Raw genomic sequence first — 14,718 nt, 5'->3', positions numbered from 1 at the left:
AATGGATGATTTGTTTAAGATTGATATAAATTCTCCTGTTCCTGAATTTAGTTACCTGCCATTCATAAATCTGATTCCGCTCATAGCCGTGGGGGTACAGCATATCGGATAAAAAGATTTCGAAAAGAGGATATAATTTAATGTTAAATTCAAATTTTCCTTAGGCGCCCTGTGTCCACCGCTGGCGGGGGAATAAAAGGGGGTGGTTTTTAACTTGAGTATTTTGATAAGCACAAATCAAAAGCAAATGGTATGAACACCAACAAAAAAGCATTGACTACACAATCACTAAACTCAAAAATCTCTGCAATTATTTATTAATTCTTAGACTAATATTACCTTAAATTTGCGTTAACTATTCCTTAGTCATTATTTAATGCTTTATAACCATCTGTTTTTTGACCTCGATCATACTATTTGGGATTTCGATAAAAATGCCGAAGAAACGCTGCATGAACTTTACCATACTTATAAGCTGAAAAATTTAGGATTGCACTCAGCAGATACCTTTATTGAAAGGTATACCTTGAATAATCACCAGCTATGGGCAGATTATCACGTAGGTAAAATAAGTAAGCAAGTTCTGCGTGAAACCAGGTTTGCTAAAACATTTACCGATCTGGGTGTTTCTGCAGAGCATATTCCTTATCAGTTTGAAGACGATTACGTAGCTATTTGCCCTACAAAAACCAATTTATTTCCTCGTACACACGAAACATTACGCTATCTGAAAAATAAATATACCCTGCATATAATATCCAATGGTTTTAAGGAATCAACGGAAATGAAGATCAGTAATAACGGTCTCGATATATATTTTGAGCATGTGATCATTTCGGAGGTTGTGGGTGTAAATAAGCCAGACCGGGCCATATTCGATCATGCATTAAACCTAGCAGAAGCTGATGTTTCTGAAAGTATCATGATTGGGGATAGCATAGAGGCAGATATCAGGGGCGCACAAGATTACGGTATGAAAGCAATCTATTTTAATCCCCAAGGGAAAGAAAAACCCGTAGATGTTGAACTTCAAATCAATTGCCTAAGCGAACTCATTCGTATTTTATGAAAACTGAACAAATCACTCATTCACTGCTTAATACTATTGCAGTCTATGAAGCAATTCTAGCAAGAGTTTCAGAGGAGTCATTCATGCAATCTCCATCTCACGGAAACTGGTCTTATTCTGAAACCTATTCACATATATTTCAGTCTGGCCTGCTCTCACTTATTGCAATTGAAAACTGTATTCAGCAAAATGGAGAACTCAGCAGAAAGTCTATCCACTGGATTACTTTGCTCATTCTATATTTTGGTCAATTTCCTCCCGGAAAAATCAAAGCGCCAAAACGGATTGCCTCAATGGTTAAGAAAATTAGCAAGGAAGAGGCCCACGCATTGATGCTAAAATTTAAATTGCGTTTACAGGAAATTAGCCATCTGGTGAATACTGCAAACCCCCATCAAAAAATTAATCACCCCCGGCTAGGACTGCTGAATGCAAAACAATGGTTAAGATTTATTGAGATACACACTATTCATCATGTTAAGCAGCTCAAACGAATTGAGAAACAGCTTGATAACATGTAATATACTTTTGCTCATCAAATTGATTCATCCCATCAAAATATAGCGGCTCTGAATTTCAGCTATATTATTAACTTTGAAATAGCGAATCAAGGCGTATCGCATCAAGCGCACAAGCTAACACTAAATGATCCAGCAATTCAGAAGTATCAATCCATTAAATATCATTCTACTAATTGGGATTGCTATTTTACTGAGAATAGGTATTTTCATTGACTTGCCTCAACAAATCAGCTTTGAGTTCATGGAGCCGTTTGCCAGGTTATTAATAGATATCCCTTTGCAAAGTGCCTTTAGCCCCCTAGGAAATGTTATTGTTGCCTTAGCAATTTTGATCACTCAGGCATTAATATTTAACAAAATCATTAATTCTTATGGCCTTTTGGGCAAGCCAACTTTTTTGCCTGCGCTGCTGTACGTAACCACTGGAAGTTTACTTACACCCTTCCTGCTATTGAGTCCAACTTTGATTTGCAATTTTTTGGTTCTCTGGATGATTGAAAAGTTTTTAAGTGTTTATAAAAGGGCTGAAGTGAGTTCAGTAATGTTTGATCTGGGCATGCTCACAGCTTTAGGCACCTTGATATATTCCCCTTTTATTTCGATGCTGCCCCTCATGTGGATTAGTCTGATCATTTTTAGACCATTTAACTGGCGAGAATGGATCGCAGCAATCATAGGCTTTATCACCATCTTTTTCTTTTTGGCTGTATTCTATTATTGGAATGATTCTTTGGGTAAATTTTATGAGATATGGTTACCATTAGCCACCAACCTGCAGATGAATCTTCGAATAAATCAAGTTGATTATTTAGTTCTTATTCCTGTAGCAATTATACTTGTGCTTGGTTTTTTTCAATTGCAGAAGAATTTCTTTAGGAGCGTTGTTCAGCTCCGCAAATCATTCCAGCTGCTTTTCTTTATGTTTATCATAGCACTTGCTTCTTTTTATTTGAAGCAGAACCTGGTTTTATATCATTTTTTATTGTGTGCTCCGCCTGCAGCCGCACTCATGGCATACTATTTTCTATATGCAAATACACGCTGGCTGTATGAGAGTTTATATTTCATACTTTTTGGTTCAATAATTTATTTCCAGTTATTCTAATAAAAATCAGGCTTTAACCTTTTTTAACACAATTCAAGGCCGCCAATCTTAAAAATTGAATAGATTTGTACTATGAAAATTTATGCCTTTATCTTAACTGTAACTAGTGGTATTGAGGTCCTAATTCATGTCTTTAGCAAGGCAATAGGAGTTGATATAGCTAGCCTTTTAAATAAAGACAATGAGCCGATTGCATTGAATTTTAGCATTAATTATTCGAATAATAATGGCACATCTAGTTATTGATATCGGTAATTCGCGCAGTAAAATTGCCGTTTTTCAAGGAGATCAGCTAATTAGGTCTGAAAAAGTGCAAGTTTTGGATACAACTATTTTGGGCGAATACCTCAAAAATTCGGAAATAACCCATAGTATAATTTCATCGGTGAATGATGGAATTATCGCTTTAGAAGATTTTCTAAAAGAGAGAACAGCGTATATCCGGTTTTCTACTCTATTGCAAACAGGGATAGATAATAAATATAAAAGCCCTGCCACTCTTGGACTGGATCGTTTGGCAGGAATTATAGGGGCAAGAGTAGTATTCCCCAATAAAAATTGTTTGGTTATCGATGCGGGAACTTGTATAACCTATGATGCCATTAACAATGAGGGTGTGTATGAAGGTGGCAGCATATCACCCGGTTTGAAAATGAGGCTTAAGGCAATGCATAATTTTACGCGAAGGCTCCCAGAAGTGGAGCTCATTGAATATGATGACTGGCAAGGCTATGATACAAAATCTGCCATGCTTTCAGGAGTATTAAATGGGGCTATTGAGGAGCTTAAGGGGTTTATTGAGATCTATAATTCAAAATATTCTGAATTACACGTGCTTCTGTGTGGTGGCGATTCGATTTTTTTTGATTACAGGCTTAAAAATAGCATCTTTGCACACGCTTTAAAAACCGAACCCGATTTGGTACTAATTGGTTTAAATGAAGTTATCCAACAAAATGATTAAAATAGTTAAGAATATATTCTTCTTTATACTGTTTGTAGCGGTTCTTCCTGTATCGGCACAAATTACTTCAAGTTCTCCTTATTCACAATTTGGACTGGGTGATCTGAAAGGTTCTCTTCTTCCACAGAATAGGGGAATGGGTGGTTTGAGTCAAGGGGTTCGTAAGCCAGGCTTATACGATAATATTAACCTTGCAAACCCTGCTTCTTATTCAAGCCTTGAGCTAACAACCTTTGACGTGGGTGCTTCAATGGATATCCGTAATTTGAGCAAGAATGGAACTTCGGGAAAGAACCAATTAAACTCAACGTTAAGCCATATTAATTTTGGGGTACCAGTAAACCGTTTTTCGGCCATCAGCTTCGGGCTAGTACCTTATACTGATCTGGGTTATCAATTTAGTAATTCAGGTTTGATAGACACCAATAAAGTAAATTATATTTATTCTGGTGAAGGTGGTATTTCAAAAGCATACATGGGATACGGATTTAAGCTTGGAAAGAAATTTAGTTTTGGGTTTAACTTGGCCTACCTTTTTGGAAATCTTAAACAAAACAGAGCTTTCGAATTTGCGAATGAATTGACCACTGTGTTTAATTCACGTACCCAGTACAGTAATTCTGTTGGAGGATTAAGTTATGACTACGGGCTTCAATACTCAGCTGAAATAAATGATAAAACTAAATTCATTTTTGGTTATACCGGAAATTCAGGAAATAGTTTGAACTCCAGAAATAATACAGTTACTACCCGTTATAGAAAAGATGTTATTGGTGATGAATTAGCTACGGCCGATAGCACCTATTATGCCGTAGGAACTAAAAATAAAATCAAAATGCCAGTAACACATACCGCAGGTTTTGCCTTTGAAAAAACCAATGCTTGGTTAATAGGTGCAGATCTTACCTATAGCAAGTGGTCAGATTATCGCGAAGGAGCTTCAAATCCAGAATATAATAATAGCTATGGTGTTATTCTTGGCGGGCAAATCACGCCCGACGCGAACGCAATCACAAACTATTTTAAATTGGTTGATTACCGGTTTGGCATCAAGTACGATAAAACCTTTGTCCAAATCGGCAATAATGATATTAACCAATATGCATTGACTTTTGGTGTTGGATTGCCACTTCCACGTAATCGATCTAGTTTTTACAAAATTAACTTGTCAGCTGAACTTGGTCAGCGCGGTACCGAGAAAAATAATCTTGTTCGCGATCGCTATCTAAATCTACATCTTGGTTTCACACTCAATGATAAGTGGTTCCAGAAATCATACATTGAATAACAGATGAAAGCCCGGCGCTGCCTATACGGTGCTGTTTTTTTTACTGGGATAGCTCTGCAATTTGCTTGTGAGAATAATCTGCGTGATGTGGAGAAGATCTCAGCAAAAAAGCTGATCGTACCGGTTGATAAATCTACTGGAGTTGAAATTATCTACAGCGACTCTGCCCATGTTAAAGCCAAGCTAATTACCCCCGAGTTACTGAGTTTTAAAACAGAAAAACCTTATATCGAAATGAGGAAGGGAGTAACTGTCATTTTTTTTGATCCGAATCGGCAAGAAACTAGTAGGGTACGATCTGATTATGCAATTAGACGAGAACGAGAAAACAGGGTTGAACTCATGCGAAATGTGGTGGTTACAAATATAAAAGGAGAGACCTTTAAATCGGATGAGTTAATTTGGGATGAAACCCAAAAGCGTTTTTTTTCTAATAAACTAGTTAGCATTGCCTCCAAAGACAATATTCTGTATGGCACCAGTTTCTGGGCCAATGAAGATTTTTCTTACTATGAAATAGTTCAATCAACCGGCGATCTAAGATTGACCGGAGAGCAAGGGTTTTAGCGGTTGCCTTTCCGTCATTTCGAACACCTGTGCTATTTAAATTGAAAGGCGTTTTTGAAAGGTGGAGAAATCTGTTCAAGAAGAGTATTTTTCAATCTAAATTTCTATTTCAATCAACAGATTTCTCTTCGTGCCTCATCGAAATGACGACTTGGGATCTATGTTTTTTTCATACGGCAATTACTATTGAAACCAATGTATTTTGTTTCGCATGTTCGAAATGACCTTAATTATCTGATTCTCTAATTTTCTCTTGTTTATTTTTCAAAATTTGTATCTTGCGCCCTCTTTTAAAATTAGAATAAAAAAATACGGATATGGGAATAATGAGTTTTTTGCGGAACCGTGCTGGGTTAATCATCGTTGGGGCTATTGGTTTCGCAATAATTGCGTTCTTAGTAAGCGATGCATTGCAAATGGGTGGATCATTTATACGTGCAGATCAGACAGAAGTTGGAGAAGTTGATGGTGAAGCCATTCCAATCTTGGAATTCAATGAGCAGGTTGAACTAAATTCGAATAACTTTAAGCAGCAAATGGGCCAGAACAATCTGGATCCACAAATGACATCTTATATCGTTGAAAATACCTGGAACCAATTTGTTTCTAAACTTTTGATGAAGAAAGAGATGAATCGTTTAGGATTACAAGTTAGTAAGAACGAGCTAAATGATTTGGTTACCGGTAAAAATCCTGATCCTCAGATTATACAAAACTTTGGTGATCCAAAAACTGGTCAGTTAAACAGAGTTCAGTTAAATTCATTTCTTGAGAATGTGAAAACTCAGGCAGGCGACAGCCCTGTAAGTAAGCAATGGACTTCCTTTCTTTTGAACATCCGCGAAGGTAAAATGGCGCAAAAATATTCAAATCTGATCAAGAACAGTATCTATGTAACTACTCTTGAAGCCAGAGAAGACTATAACCAAAGAAATAAATTAGCTAATTTCAGTTATGTAAGTCTTGATTACAATTCAGTACCTGATAATCAAGTAAAGGCTACTGATCAGGATTACAGTGATTTTTATAATGAGAATAAGTTTCGTTATAAAAATCCTTCCGAAAGCAGATCTTTTGAATACATCGTATTTGATGCAAATCCTTCAAAATCTGATTCAACTGAAGTTATAGCTGCCGTTCAAAAAATTGCTGCTGATTTCAGGACATCAACAAACGACTCTTTATTTGTAAGTATAAACTCTGAAACAAAACTTCCAATCAGCTATGTACGTAAAGGTCAATTAGACCCCGCACTAGATTCATTGATATTTAAAGCCTCTGCCGGTACGTTCATTGGCCCAATATTTACCAATGGCTCTTACAAAATGGCAAAGGTTATTGATGTTAAGATTGGTCCAGATTCAGTTAAAGCGAGTCATATATTAATTAACCCAGCTGCTGAAGGCGGTATTAACAAGGCAAAATCTAAGGCTGATTCAATTCGTAACCTAATTTCAGGTGGCACCAGTTTCACTGAATTGGCAGCTAAATTTGGAACAGATGCTTCTAAAGATTCTGGTGGTGATCTGGGTACGTTTGCAAGAGGTGCAATGGTTCCAGCCTTTGAGGAAGCCGTTTTTAATGGTCAGACTGGCGATTTGAAAGTAATAACTACCCAGTTTGGAGTTCATGTAATTAAGATCAATGCACAAATTGGTTCTTCAAAGGTTGCTAAGGTAGCATTGGTTGATAAATCTTTGTCAACAAGTAATAAAACTCAACAAGAGGCCTATTCAAAAGCAACGGCTTTCCTTGCTTCAGCAAAGAACGATAAGGCATTTGACGAAGAATCTAAGAAGTCAGGGTATGCCAAAAAACTTGCAGAAAATGTAATCCCTACTCAGGCAGCTGTTGAAGGTTTAGAAAATTCACGTGAGATGATCAGATGGGTTTTTGGAGCAGATAAGAGCGATGTTTCTAATCAGGTGTTTGAAATGGGTAACAAGTTTGCAGTTGCCAAGGTTATTGATGTATTTGAAAAAGGCACTTTACCTTTAGAACAGGTTAAGAAGCAGATTGAACCCTTAGTTATTAAGCGCGTAAAAGCACGTTTACTTTTAGATAAAATGAATAAAGCAGTTAGCAGTTCAACTTCTATTGAGCAAGTTGCTCAAAAGGCTGGTAAACCAGTAACCCCTGTACAAAATATAGTATTTGCTAATCCTGTAATTCCTGGAATTTCTCAGGAAAATAAATTAGTAGGAACTATTTTTGGGTCACAGCCAGGTAAATTATCTAAATCTATTGAAGGTGATCAGGGAGTTTATGTTTTTGTAGTCAACGGTTTCAGTAAGCCTGCACCGCTAGCCAATGCCTTTAAACAAAAGGTTCAGGTGGCTCAGGGTATTCAGCAACGTGCATCAGGTGAAGCTTATAAAGTTTTACGCGATATGTCAGATATTAAAGACAATCGCCTAAAATTCTTTTAATACCTTATTTCATTAACTTTGTATCCGGAAGTGATTGTATCGCTTCCGGATTTTTTGTTTTAGACCGGTTTGAATAAATGATTCGGAGCTAATCAATAATCTCAATGCATAACACGATGGACATTCAGGAAAATATTGTTAATAAGGTAGCTCAAAGCGCGCTCGTAAGTCTAGATCTTGCAGATCTTTATCCTGCTGGCGAACGCTTTTTTTATGATATAAAAGACAATCTCTTTCAGGGCTTAATGCTCAAAGAGAAAGACTTTAGGGAATTTATTAAAGGGCATAACTGGGAATCTTATACAGATAAACACATTGCAATAGGTTGTTCAGCCGATGCAATTGTACCCACCTGGGCTTATATGCTTCTTGCCAACAAAATGGCGGCATTTGCTAAAACCGTAGTCTTTGGCGATCTTAAATTACTCGAAACTATTCTTTTTGAACGTGAGCTTAGCAGAATGGACATTGAAAAATATCGTGATCAGCGCGTGGTAGTTAAAGGATGCGGTGAAATTGCTGTTCCTGATTCTGCTTATATTGATATTACGGTGAAGTTATCACATGTTGCCAAAAGTATCATGTACGGTGAGCCTTGTTCTACGGTGCCTATTTTTAAGCGTTCCGAGTCAAGCCCGGAGTGACAGGATCAGGCCGGAAGTGAAAGGTAAGGTTTGGAATAACTATTGCTTTAATAGCATTCATGATTAGGAAATTAGTACTTCTTTTTCTCTTTTTAACAGGTCAAACTGCATTCTCGCAAGGGTTAATGAGCGGTGCTGAGCCGGTATTTAAAGTTGGTGAAAAGCTTCAGTACAGACTGCGATATGGTTTTATAACTGCAGCAGAAGCCTCCATTAGGGTTGAAGAAAGTACTGCTTTATTCGATAATAAACCGGTTTTTCATCTCATAGCCGAAGGCCGTACGGCCGGAACATTCAATGTATTTTACAAGGTCAGAAATCGCTACGATTCATACATTGATCAGGTAACAATGAGCCCATACCTCTATACAGAAAATATCCGTGAAGCCAATTATCGGCGTAGTGATCAAGCTCGTTTTTACCAAGACGAAAAAAAGGTGGTTTCCAAGAAAGGGACATTTAAAAGCAATGGTCAAACATTTGACGTAGTTTCAGCGTATTATTTTGCCCGTAACCTAAACATCTCAAAGCTTAGCCAAGGCGATAAATTTAGCATGAATTATTTTCTGGATGATGGAATTAATAAAATGGAGATCCAGTATATTGGCAAAGAAGTTGTAAAAACAGCCCTTGGCTTAATCCGATGTATAAAGTTTAGCCCATCGATTCAGCCTGGAAGAATATTCAGGAAGAATAGTAAATTATATCTTTGGATAACAGATGATGCAAACCGTATTCCGGTTAAAGCGCATGTAGAAATATTGGTTGGCTCTGTTACCTTAGAGTTAATATCCGCCGAAGGATTAAAATATAGCCTTTGAGCGGTTAAATAATGAATTATGATTGAAGTCAAAAATACCCTAGTTCACGAGGATATAGTGAGTGAGAATTTTGTTTGCAACCTGAATAAATGCAAGGGAATATGTTGTATTGAAGGAGATTCAGGTGCACCACTTGAGCGCTCGGAGTTGGCCATTTTAGACGAGATCTATCCAAGTGTAAAACCCTATATGACAGAAAAGGGTATTGCTGTAATTGAAGAATTTGGCACCTATGTCAAAGACTTTGAAGGTGATTACACTACCCCTTGCGTAGACACCAATAAGGAATGTGCCTATGTCATTATGGAAAATGGAATTAGTAAATGTTCTATTGAGAAGGCTTATGAAGACGGCAAAATAGGATGGAAGAAGCCCATTTCTTGTCATTTATACCCAATTCGAATAACCAATTATCCCGAGTTTGAAGTTTTACATTATGACCGATGGAATATCTGTAGTCCGGCATGTAGTTTTGGAAATGAACTTAAAGTTCCGGTTTACCAGTTTTTAAAAGACCCCCTTATCCGAAAATATGGAGCTGAATGGTATAATGAGCTTGTTGAAAAAGCTAAAACAGATAATTAACAAATGAGTAAATTAGCAAACCTAAAACCTACAACTTATAACCTACAACCTATAACTTACAACCTACAACCTATAACCTACAACTTATAACCTACAACTTTCCCATATGAAAGGAATCATACTCGCAGGGGGCTCAGGCACCAGATTACACCCACTTACCCTAGCTGTAAGCAAGCAACTTATGCCGGTTTACGATAAGCCGATGATTTATTATCCATTGTCTACCCTCATGCAGGCTGGTATTAAAGATATTTTGATCATTTCTACACCGCATGATCTTCCACACTTTGAAAAATTGCTTGGTGATGGAACTAGAATTGGCTGTAAATTTTCTTATGCCGAACAAGCAATTCCAAATGGGTTGGCACAGGCATTTGTGATTGGCGAGAAATTCATAGGTAAGGATGCGGTTGCACTTATCCTGGGCGACAACATCTTTCACGGTGATTCGATCAGTAATTTGTTGCCAACCATTCAAAATCCAGAAGGAGGAGTAGTATTTGCCTACCAGGTATCCGATCCTGAACGCTATGGGGTTGTAGAGTTTGACAAAGATTTCAATGCATTATCTATCGAGGAAAAGCCATTAGCGCCCAAATCTAATTATGCAGTTCCGGGTTTATACTTCTATAATAATTCGGTGGTTGAAATAGCAAAAAATATACAGCCTTCGCCACGTGGAGAATACGAAATAACAGATGTTAACCGTGAATATTTAAAACAGGGTAAGCTGAAGGTAGGGGTTTTAAGCCGCGGAACTGCCTGGCTTGATACTGGTACATTCAACTCGCTTATGCAGGCTGGCCAGTTTGTTCAGGTGATTGAAGAAAGGCAAGGCTTAAAGATTGGTTGTATAGAAGAGATTGCCTATCAAATGAACTTTATTGATCAAAAGCAGCTCAAGGAAATTGCTGAACCACTCCGTAAAAGTGGGTATGGAGAGTATCTTTTGGGGTTGGTTAGGTGATTGGTATTAAACCACCCCCTACCCCCGCCAGCGGGGGACAGTATGTCGGATAAAGAAATTTTGGGATTGGACTGATATTCACGAGTTCTATACAATGTGTCATATCCACCCAGTGTTCACCGCTGGCGGGGTGATTAAAGGGGGGTACATTCTGTTTCGTCCTAAAATAAGTTTACAGGTTTTGATTTAATCCCGTACTACCTTTATAGGTTTTTGGATTATTATTTACAATTTATATCAAATTATGCTTAGCCGATCAGTGTCCACCGCTGGCGGGGGAATTAAAGGGGGTGGTTCTTCTCCAATTTCTCAATAAACTCGTTGATCTTATAAAAAACATCATTTATATGATTTAATACCTCCTCATCATCAAAACGTAATATGGTAAAACCTGCTTTACTAAGTTCTTTTTGTCGTTGGTGATCCTTCAATGCTACTTCCTCCCACTGGTGTGTAAGCCCATCAACCTCAATTATGAGTAATAGGTCTTTACACATAAAATCAGCAATGTAATTTAGAACAGGCCTTTGACGTCCAAATTGGTATCCTCTCATTTGTCTTTTACTAAGCACATACTTCCAAAGGCATGATTCAGCTTTGGTCATCTTCTTCCTGTTCTGATTAGCAAATGCTTGCAGGTCTTTGTTATAGTGCCATAGATTTTCAGCAGAAGCGTTTTTCATTAGATTCTTAATTTGTCGGCTAAATTTAATTTTAGAAATTGATGAATACCGTTTACTCAATTAGAATGATAGTTTTTTTAGATAGTCAAAAGCTTTTACTAAAATGGTAGCTCATAAACCACCCCCTACCCCCGCCAGCGGGGGACAGTATGTCGGAAAAGGAATTTCGGGATTGAACTGATATTCACGAGTTCTATCCAATTTGTCATATCCACCCAGTGTCCACCGCTGGTCCAAAGGACTCCATTGGAGCGGGCTGATTAAAGGGTTGGTATCTTCAACACTATTCCAACACATAAAATTTCTTATTTCGTTGCACTCTCCTTAAAAAATCAATATCTTGTTGTATAATTTAAATGAATTACACACAGAATGTGATCCAAAAAATATAAACATGAAAAACAACCGTAGAGATTTTATAAAAATCGCTGGCATAGCCGGAATGGCTGGAATTGGTGCAGGAGTAATTAACGGACTTTCGGCTTGCAACAACTCTGAAAAGGATACCAAAGTTCCACTTGCGGCAGATGAAAATGTGGATGGTAGCAATCAAAGTATTATTGGTTTATATGGGGCATGGGCCTATTCACTAACAGAAAATAAGATTCCTGATTACTCATTTAGGAATACCAAATGGCAGGATATTGAGAAGTGGAGAGTAGCGGCAAAAGAAAGGCTACTTGATCGTTTGGGAATACCTGATATAGGTGGCATTCCTAAAGTTACTGTCAATAAGCAATACAATTATGACGGATTACATATCGAAGAATTGACCTGGCAACTGCCTTATGGCCGTGCTACAGAAGCAATTTTACTAAAACCTCAAAATGCCAAGGGTGCCTTGCCTGCTATTCTGGCTTTCCACGATCATGGAGCAAACAAGTACTTTGGAACCAGAAAAATTACCAAGACATCCGATAAACAGCATCCAGATATGGTATCCCATCAAAAGGAATATTATAGTGGTTTAGCATGGGCAAATGAAATTGCTAAACGCGGCTATGTGGTCTTAGTTTCTGATGCATTTCCTTTTGCCAGTCGTAGAGTAATGTTACAGGATGTTCCAGCATCGCAAAGAAATGGATTAAACGATCAAAACCCCGAAGATTCAGAAAATATTAAAGCGTATAATACCTGGGCTTCTGCACATGAGCATACTATGGCAAAATCTTTATTCAGTGCAGGTACAACCTGGCCTGGGGTATTTTTTGCAGAAGATCAGAAAGCCTTAGACGTTTTGTGCGCCCGCAAAGATGTGGATGCTACTCGGGTTGGCTGCGCCGGTTTGTCGGGAGGTGGAATGAGGACTGTTTTTATGGGTGGGCTCGAACCACGAATTAAATGTGCCGTATGTGTAGGATTCCTTACCACTTGGAAAGACTTTATTCTGAACAAATCATTTACCCATACCTGGATGACCTATGTTCCAATGCTTCCAAAGGATATGGATTTCCCAGAAATTTTGGGCTTGAGGGCACCGCTTCCAACCTTGGTTCTGAATGATACCCATGACGGGCTTTACACGCTTCCTGAAATGGAGGCAGCCGATAAAATATTAGCAGAGGTTTATAAAAAAGCGAATGCTACAGATAAATACAAATGCTCGTTCCATCCGGGTCCTCATAAGTTTGATAGCAAGATGCAAACCGAGGCATTTGATTGGTTTGATCAGTGGTTGAAAGCATAAAAGACTTACGAAATTACCTAAGCGTTTAGAAAGACAATTTCGTCAGTCACATCTAGGTGTTGGATTTCGTATTGAAAGTAAATTAGCAAATTTAGGGCCTCACCCTGTGTACGAAATTACTGGTTTCAGGTATAGTGTTGTCCCTCTCCAAAGGAGAGGGTTTAAAGATTGTGTAAGGATATGTCGATGAGATAATTTGTCTCTTTGTTTTACCTTTGGTAATCTTGTATGAGTAAACCAGGTAATGAGTAGAATAGCACAATCCAAACTTATAACCTATAACTTAATACTTACAACCTATACCCTAAATCTTTATAAAAATCTTCTTCTTATACAAAAAATACATCATAAACCATACCAGTGCAAGCCCGCCAAGTGCCTCGAGTGCATCATGAAAAGGTTCCGGAACTGGAGCATAAAGACCGGCAAAAAGAGCGTTTGAGGTATGAGCAAAATCAATGAAATGGTAAGCCAAATAAATGGTGAGTGAATTCATGCCAATTACCTGGAAAAAGAATGCCCATTTCTGGTATTTCAGAATATCGATAACATAATAAAATAGCCCCAAAAATATAAATGCCATTCCAGAGGTAAGGAGTATAAAAGAGCTGGTCCAGAGGTGTTTGTTAATTGGAAAGTGAATACTCCAAATAAGACCTACACCTATTGCTGTAATACCTGCTAACAGCAGAAATGATAATTTTTTACTTTCTTTCCAGTTTGTTCCCAGCATATCGCCAGCCAGAGAACCCAGAACCGCAAGGCACATGGCAGGGAATTGCGTTATTAGGCCATTTTCATCATATATTTTTTGAAGTAGCCGTCCTGGCAAAAAATTTCTATCAAACCAACCAATCAAATTACCTTCTATCGTCAGATTGCCTGCACCAAATCCGGGTACTGGAATTAGGAATAGAGCCGCATAATAGGAAAGTAAAATTCCGGCCACCCAGATGAGTCGGCTCTTCCATGAAAAGTTAAGGTATAAAATGGTAGCTAAAAATCCAGCCACCCCTATTCTACCAAGAACGCTGGCTACTCGAATTTGAGCAGGGTCAAAAAAAGTAAGGGGTTGATTTTTATCCAGAATGCCTAAAACGATTAGAATTAACATTCTACGGAATGCTTTTTTGTATAATTCAGATTTGCTGAGACCCTTTTCAATGCCTTTTTTGAGCGAAAAGGGGATAGAAACACCTGCAATGAACAAAAATAGTGGGAAAATGAAATCATAAAAAGTAAAACCATTCCAGGCCGGGTGTTTCAATTGCCCAGCAAGATAATCGACCCAAGCCAATCCGGTTTTATTTTCCAGTAATACCAGAAAAGTTCCGCCTCCTGCAATCAAAAGCATGTCGAAACCACGAAGGGCATCGATAGAGAGTAGT

General features: G+C 37.9%; 14 protein-coding genes. 12 read left to right on the top strand and 2 right to left on the bottom strand.

Going from position 1 to position 14,718, the window contains the following annotated elements; translation table 11 throughout:
- The first annotated feature begins 376 nt into the window (after positions 1-376).
- From ACIQZ6_RS07065 to rfbA, 11 genes are all read left to right on the top strand, one after another.
- The gene (locus tag ACIQZ6_RS07065; RefSeq protein ID WP_395809564.1) at positions 377-1,069 is read left to right on the top strand and encodes a YjjG family noncanonical pyrimidine nucleotidase; all 693 of its coding nucleotides are present in this window, start codon (positions 377-379) and stop codon (positions 1,067-1,069) included.
- A complete protein-coding gene (locus ACIQZ6_RS07060) occupies positions 1,066-1,590 on the top strand; it encodes a DinB family protein (RefSeq protein WP_395809562.1) in 525 nt (174 codons plus the stop codon). The genes ACIQZ6_RS07065 and ACIQZ6_RS07060 overlap by 4 nt, the downstream gene beginning before the upstream one ends.
- A 124-nt stretch (positions 1,591-1,714) precedes the next feature.
- On the top strand, positions 1,715-2,695 hold the full coding sequence (locus ACIQZ6_RS07055; RefSeq protein ID WP_395809560.1) for a DUF6427 family protein: 981 nt from the start codon (positions 1,715-1,717) through the stop codon (positions 2,693-2,695).
- 226 nt (positions 2,696-2,921) lie between these two features.
- Positions 2,922-3,659 carry a type III pantothenate kinase gene (locus ACIQZ6_RS07050; RefSeq protein WP_395809558.1) on the top strand — a complete coding sequence of 246 codons (738 nt, stop codon included), beginning with the start codon at positions 2,922-2,924 and terminating at the stop codon, positions 3,657-3,659.
- A complete protein-coding gene (locus ACIQZ6_RS07045; RefSeq protein WP_395809556.1) occupies positions 3,634-4,947 on the top strand; it encodes a hypothetical protein in 1,314 nt (437 codons plus the stop codon). The genes ACIQZ6_RS07050 and ACIQZ6_RS07045 overlap by 26 nt, the downstream gene beginning before the upstream one ends.
- Before the next feature lie 3 nt (positions 4,948-4,950).
- Positions 4,951-5,514 (top strand): LPS export ABC transporter periplasmic protein LptC, encoded by a 564-nt coding sequence (gene lptC / locus ACIQZ6_RS07040; protein WP_395809554.1) that lies wholly within the window; start codon positions 4,951-4,953, stop codon positions 5,512-5,514.
- Positions 5,515-5,840: 326 nt separating this feature from the next.
- Positions 5,841-7,943 carry a SurA N-terminal domain-containing protein gene (locus ACIQZ6_RS07035; protein ID WP_395809552.1) on the top strand — a complete coding sequence of 701 codons (2,103 nt, stop codon included), beginning with the start codon at positions 5,841-5,843 and terminating at the stop codon, positions 7,941-7,943.
- A 116-nt stretch (positions 7,944-8,059) separates the two neighbouring features.
- Positions 8,060-8,587, top strand: a complete 528-nt coding sequence (locus ACIQZ6_RS07030) for a DUF2480 family protein (protein WP_395809602.1) — start codon at positions 8,060-8,062, stop codon at positions 8,585-8,587.
- Positions 8,588-8,646: 59 nt separating this feature from the next.
- Positions 8,647-9,408 (top strand): DUF3108 domain-containing protein, encoded by a 762-nt coding sequence (locus tag ACIQZ6_RS07025; RefSeq protein ID WP_395809550.1) that lies wholly within the window; start codon positions 8,647-8,649, stop codon positions 9,406-9,408.
- Between the two features lie 18 nt (positions 9,409-9,426).
- Positions 9,427-9,993 (top strand): DUF3109 family protein, encoded by a 567-nt coding sequence (locus tag ACIQZ6_RS07020; RefSeq protein WP_395809548.1) that lies wholly within the window; start codon positions 9,427-9,429, stop codon positions 9,991-9,993.
- 106 nt (positions 9,994-10,099) lie between these two features.
- The gene (rfbA, locus tag ACIQZ6_RS07015) at positions 10,100-10,960 is read left to right on the top strand and encodes a glucose-1-phosphate thymidylyltransferase RfbA (RefSeq protein ID WP_395809546.1); all 861 of its coding nucleotides are present in this window, start codon (positions 10,100-10,102) and stop codon (positions 10,958-10,960) included.
- 281 nt (positions 10,961-11,241) lie between these two features.
- Here rfbA and ACIQZ6_RS07010 read toward each other — a convergent pair whose 3' ends face one another.
- A complete protein-coding gene (locus tag ACIQZ6_RS07010) occupies positions 11,242-11,643 on the bottom strand; it encodes an endonuclease domain-containing protein (protein ID WP_395809544.1) in 402 nt (133 codons plus the stop codon).
- Between the two features lie 394 nt (positions 11,644-12,037).
- Here ACIQZ6_RS07010 and ACIQZ6_RS07005 point away from each other — a divergent pair, with 394 nt between their 5' ends.
- The gene (locus tag ACIQZ6_RS07005) at positions 12,038-13,330 is read left to right on the top strand and encodes an alpha/beta hydrolase family protein (RefSeq protein WP_395809542.1); all 1,293 of its coding nucleotides are present in this window, start codon (positions 12,038-12,040) and stop codon (positions 13,328-13,330) included.
- Positions 13,331-13,634: 304 nt separating this feature from the next.
- On the opposite strand, the gene ACIQZ6_RS07000 is transcribed toward ACIQZ6_RS07005, so the two are convergent.
- Positions 13,635-14,718, bottom strand: a 1,084-nt coding sequence (locus ACIQZ6_RS07000) for an acyltransferase family protein (RefSeq protein WP_395809540.1), incomplete at its 5' end; no start/stop codon positions are given.

The sequence above is a fragment of the Daejeonella sp. genome (assembly GCF_044348475.1).
Taxonomy (GTDB): Bacteria; Bacteroidota; Bacteroidia; order Sphingobacteriales; family Sphingobacteriaceae; genus Daejeonella.
The sequence above is the reverse complement of the archived record's forward strand: the minus strand, read 5'-3'. Positions and strand labels throughout refer to the sequence as shown.

What these genes read in the sequence shown, in the direction of transcription:
- ACIQZ6_RS07050 (WP_395809558.1), top strand. Translation starts at nt 2,922, where the DNA reads ATGGCACATCTAGTTATTGATATCGGTAATTCGCGCAGTAAAATTGCC.
- ACIQZ6_RS07030 (WP_395809602.1), top strand. Translation starts at nt 8,060, where the DNA reads ATGGACATTCAGGAAAATATTGTTAATAAGGTAGCTCAAAGCGCGCTC.
- ACIQZ6_RS07065 (WP_395809564.1), top strand. Translation starts at nt 377, where the DNA reads ATGCTTTATAACCATCTGTTTTTTGACCTCGATCATACTATTTGGGAT.
- ACIQZ6_RS07020 (WP_395809548.1), top strand. Translation starts at nt 9,427, where the DNA reads ATGATTGAAGTCAAAAATACCCTAGTTCACGAGGATATAGTGAGTGAG.
- ACIQZ6_RS07060 (WP_395809562.1), top strand. Translation starts at nt 1,066, where the DNA reads ATGAAAACTGAACAAATCACTCATTCACTGCTTAATACTATTGCAGTC.
- ACIQZ6_RS07010 (WP_395809544.1), bottom strand. Translation starts at nt 11,643, where the DNA reads ATGAAAAACGCTTCTGCTGAAAATCTATGGCACTATAACAAAGACCTG.
- ACIQZ6_RS07005 (WP_395809542.1), top strand. Translation starts at nt 12,038, where the DNA reads ATGAAAAACAACCGTAGAGATTTTATAAAAATCGCTGGCATAGCCGGA.
- ACIQZ6_RS07045 (WP_395809556.1), top strand. Translation starts at nt 3,634, where the DNA reads ATGAAGTTATCCAACAAAATGATTAAAATAGTTAAGAATATATTCTTC.
- ACIQZ6_RS07025 (WP_395809550.1), top strand. Translation starts at nt 8,647, where the DNA reads ATGATTAGGAAATTAGTACTTCTTTTTCTCTTTTTAACAGGTCAAACT.
- rfbA (WP_395809546.1), top strand. Translation starts at nt 10,100, where the DNA reads ATGAAAGGAATCATACTCGCAGGGGGCTCAGGCACCAGATTACACCCA.
- ACIQZ6_RS07035 (WP_395809552.1), top strand. Translation starts at nt 5,841, where the DNA reads ATGAGTTTTTTGCGGAACCGTGCTGGGTTAATCATCGTTGGGGCTATT.
- ACIQZ6_RS07055 (WP_395809560.1), top strand. Translation starts at nt 1,715, where the DNA reads ATGATCCAGCAATTCAGAAGTATCAATCCATTAAATATCATTCTACTA.
- lptC (WP_395809554.1), top strand. Translation starts at nt 4,951, where the DNA reads ATGAAAGCCCGGCGCTGCCTATACGGTGCTGTTTTTTTTACTGGGATA.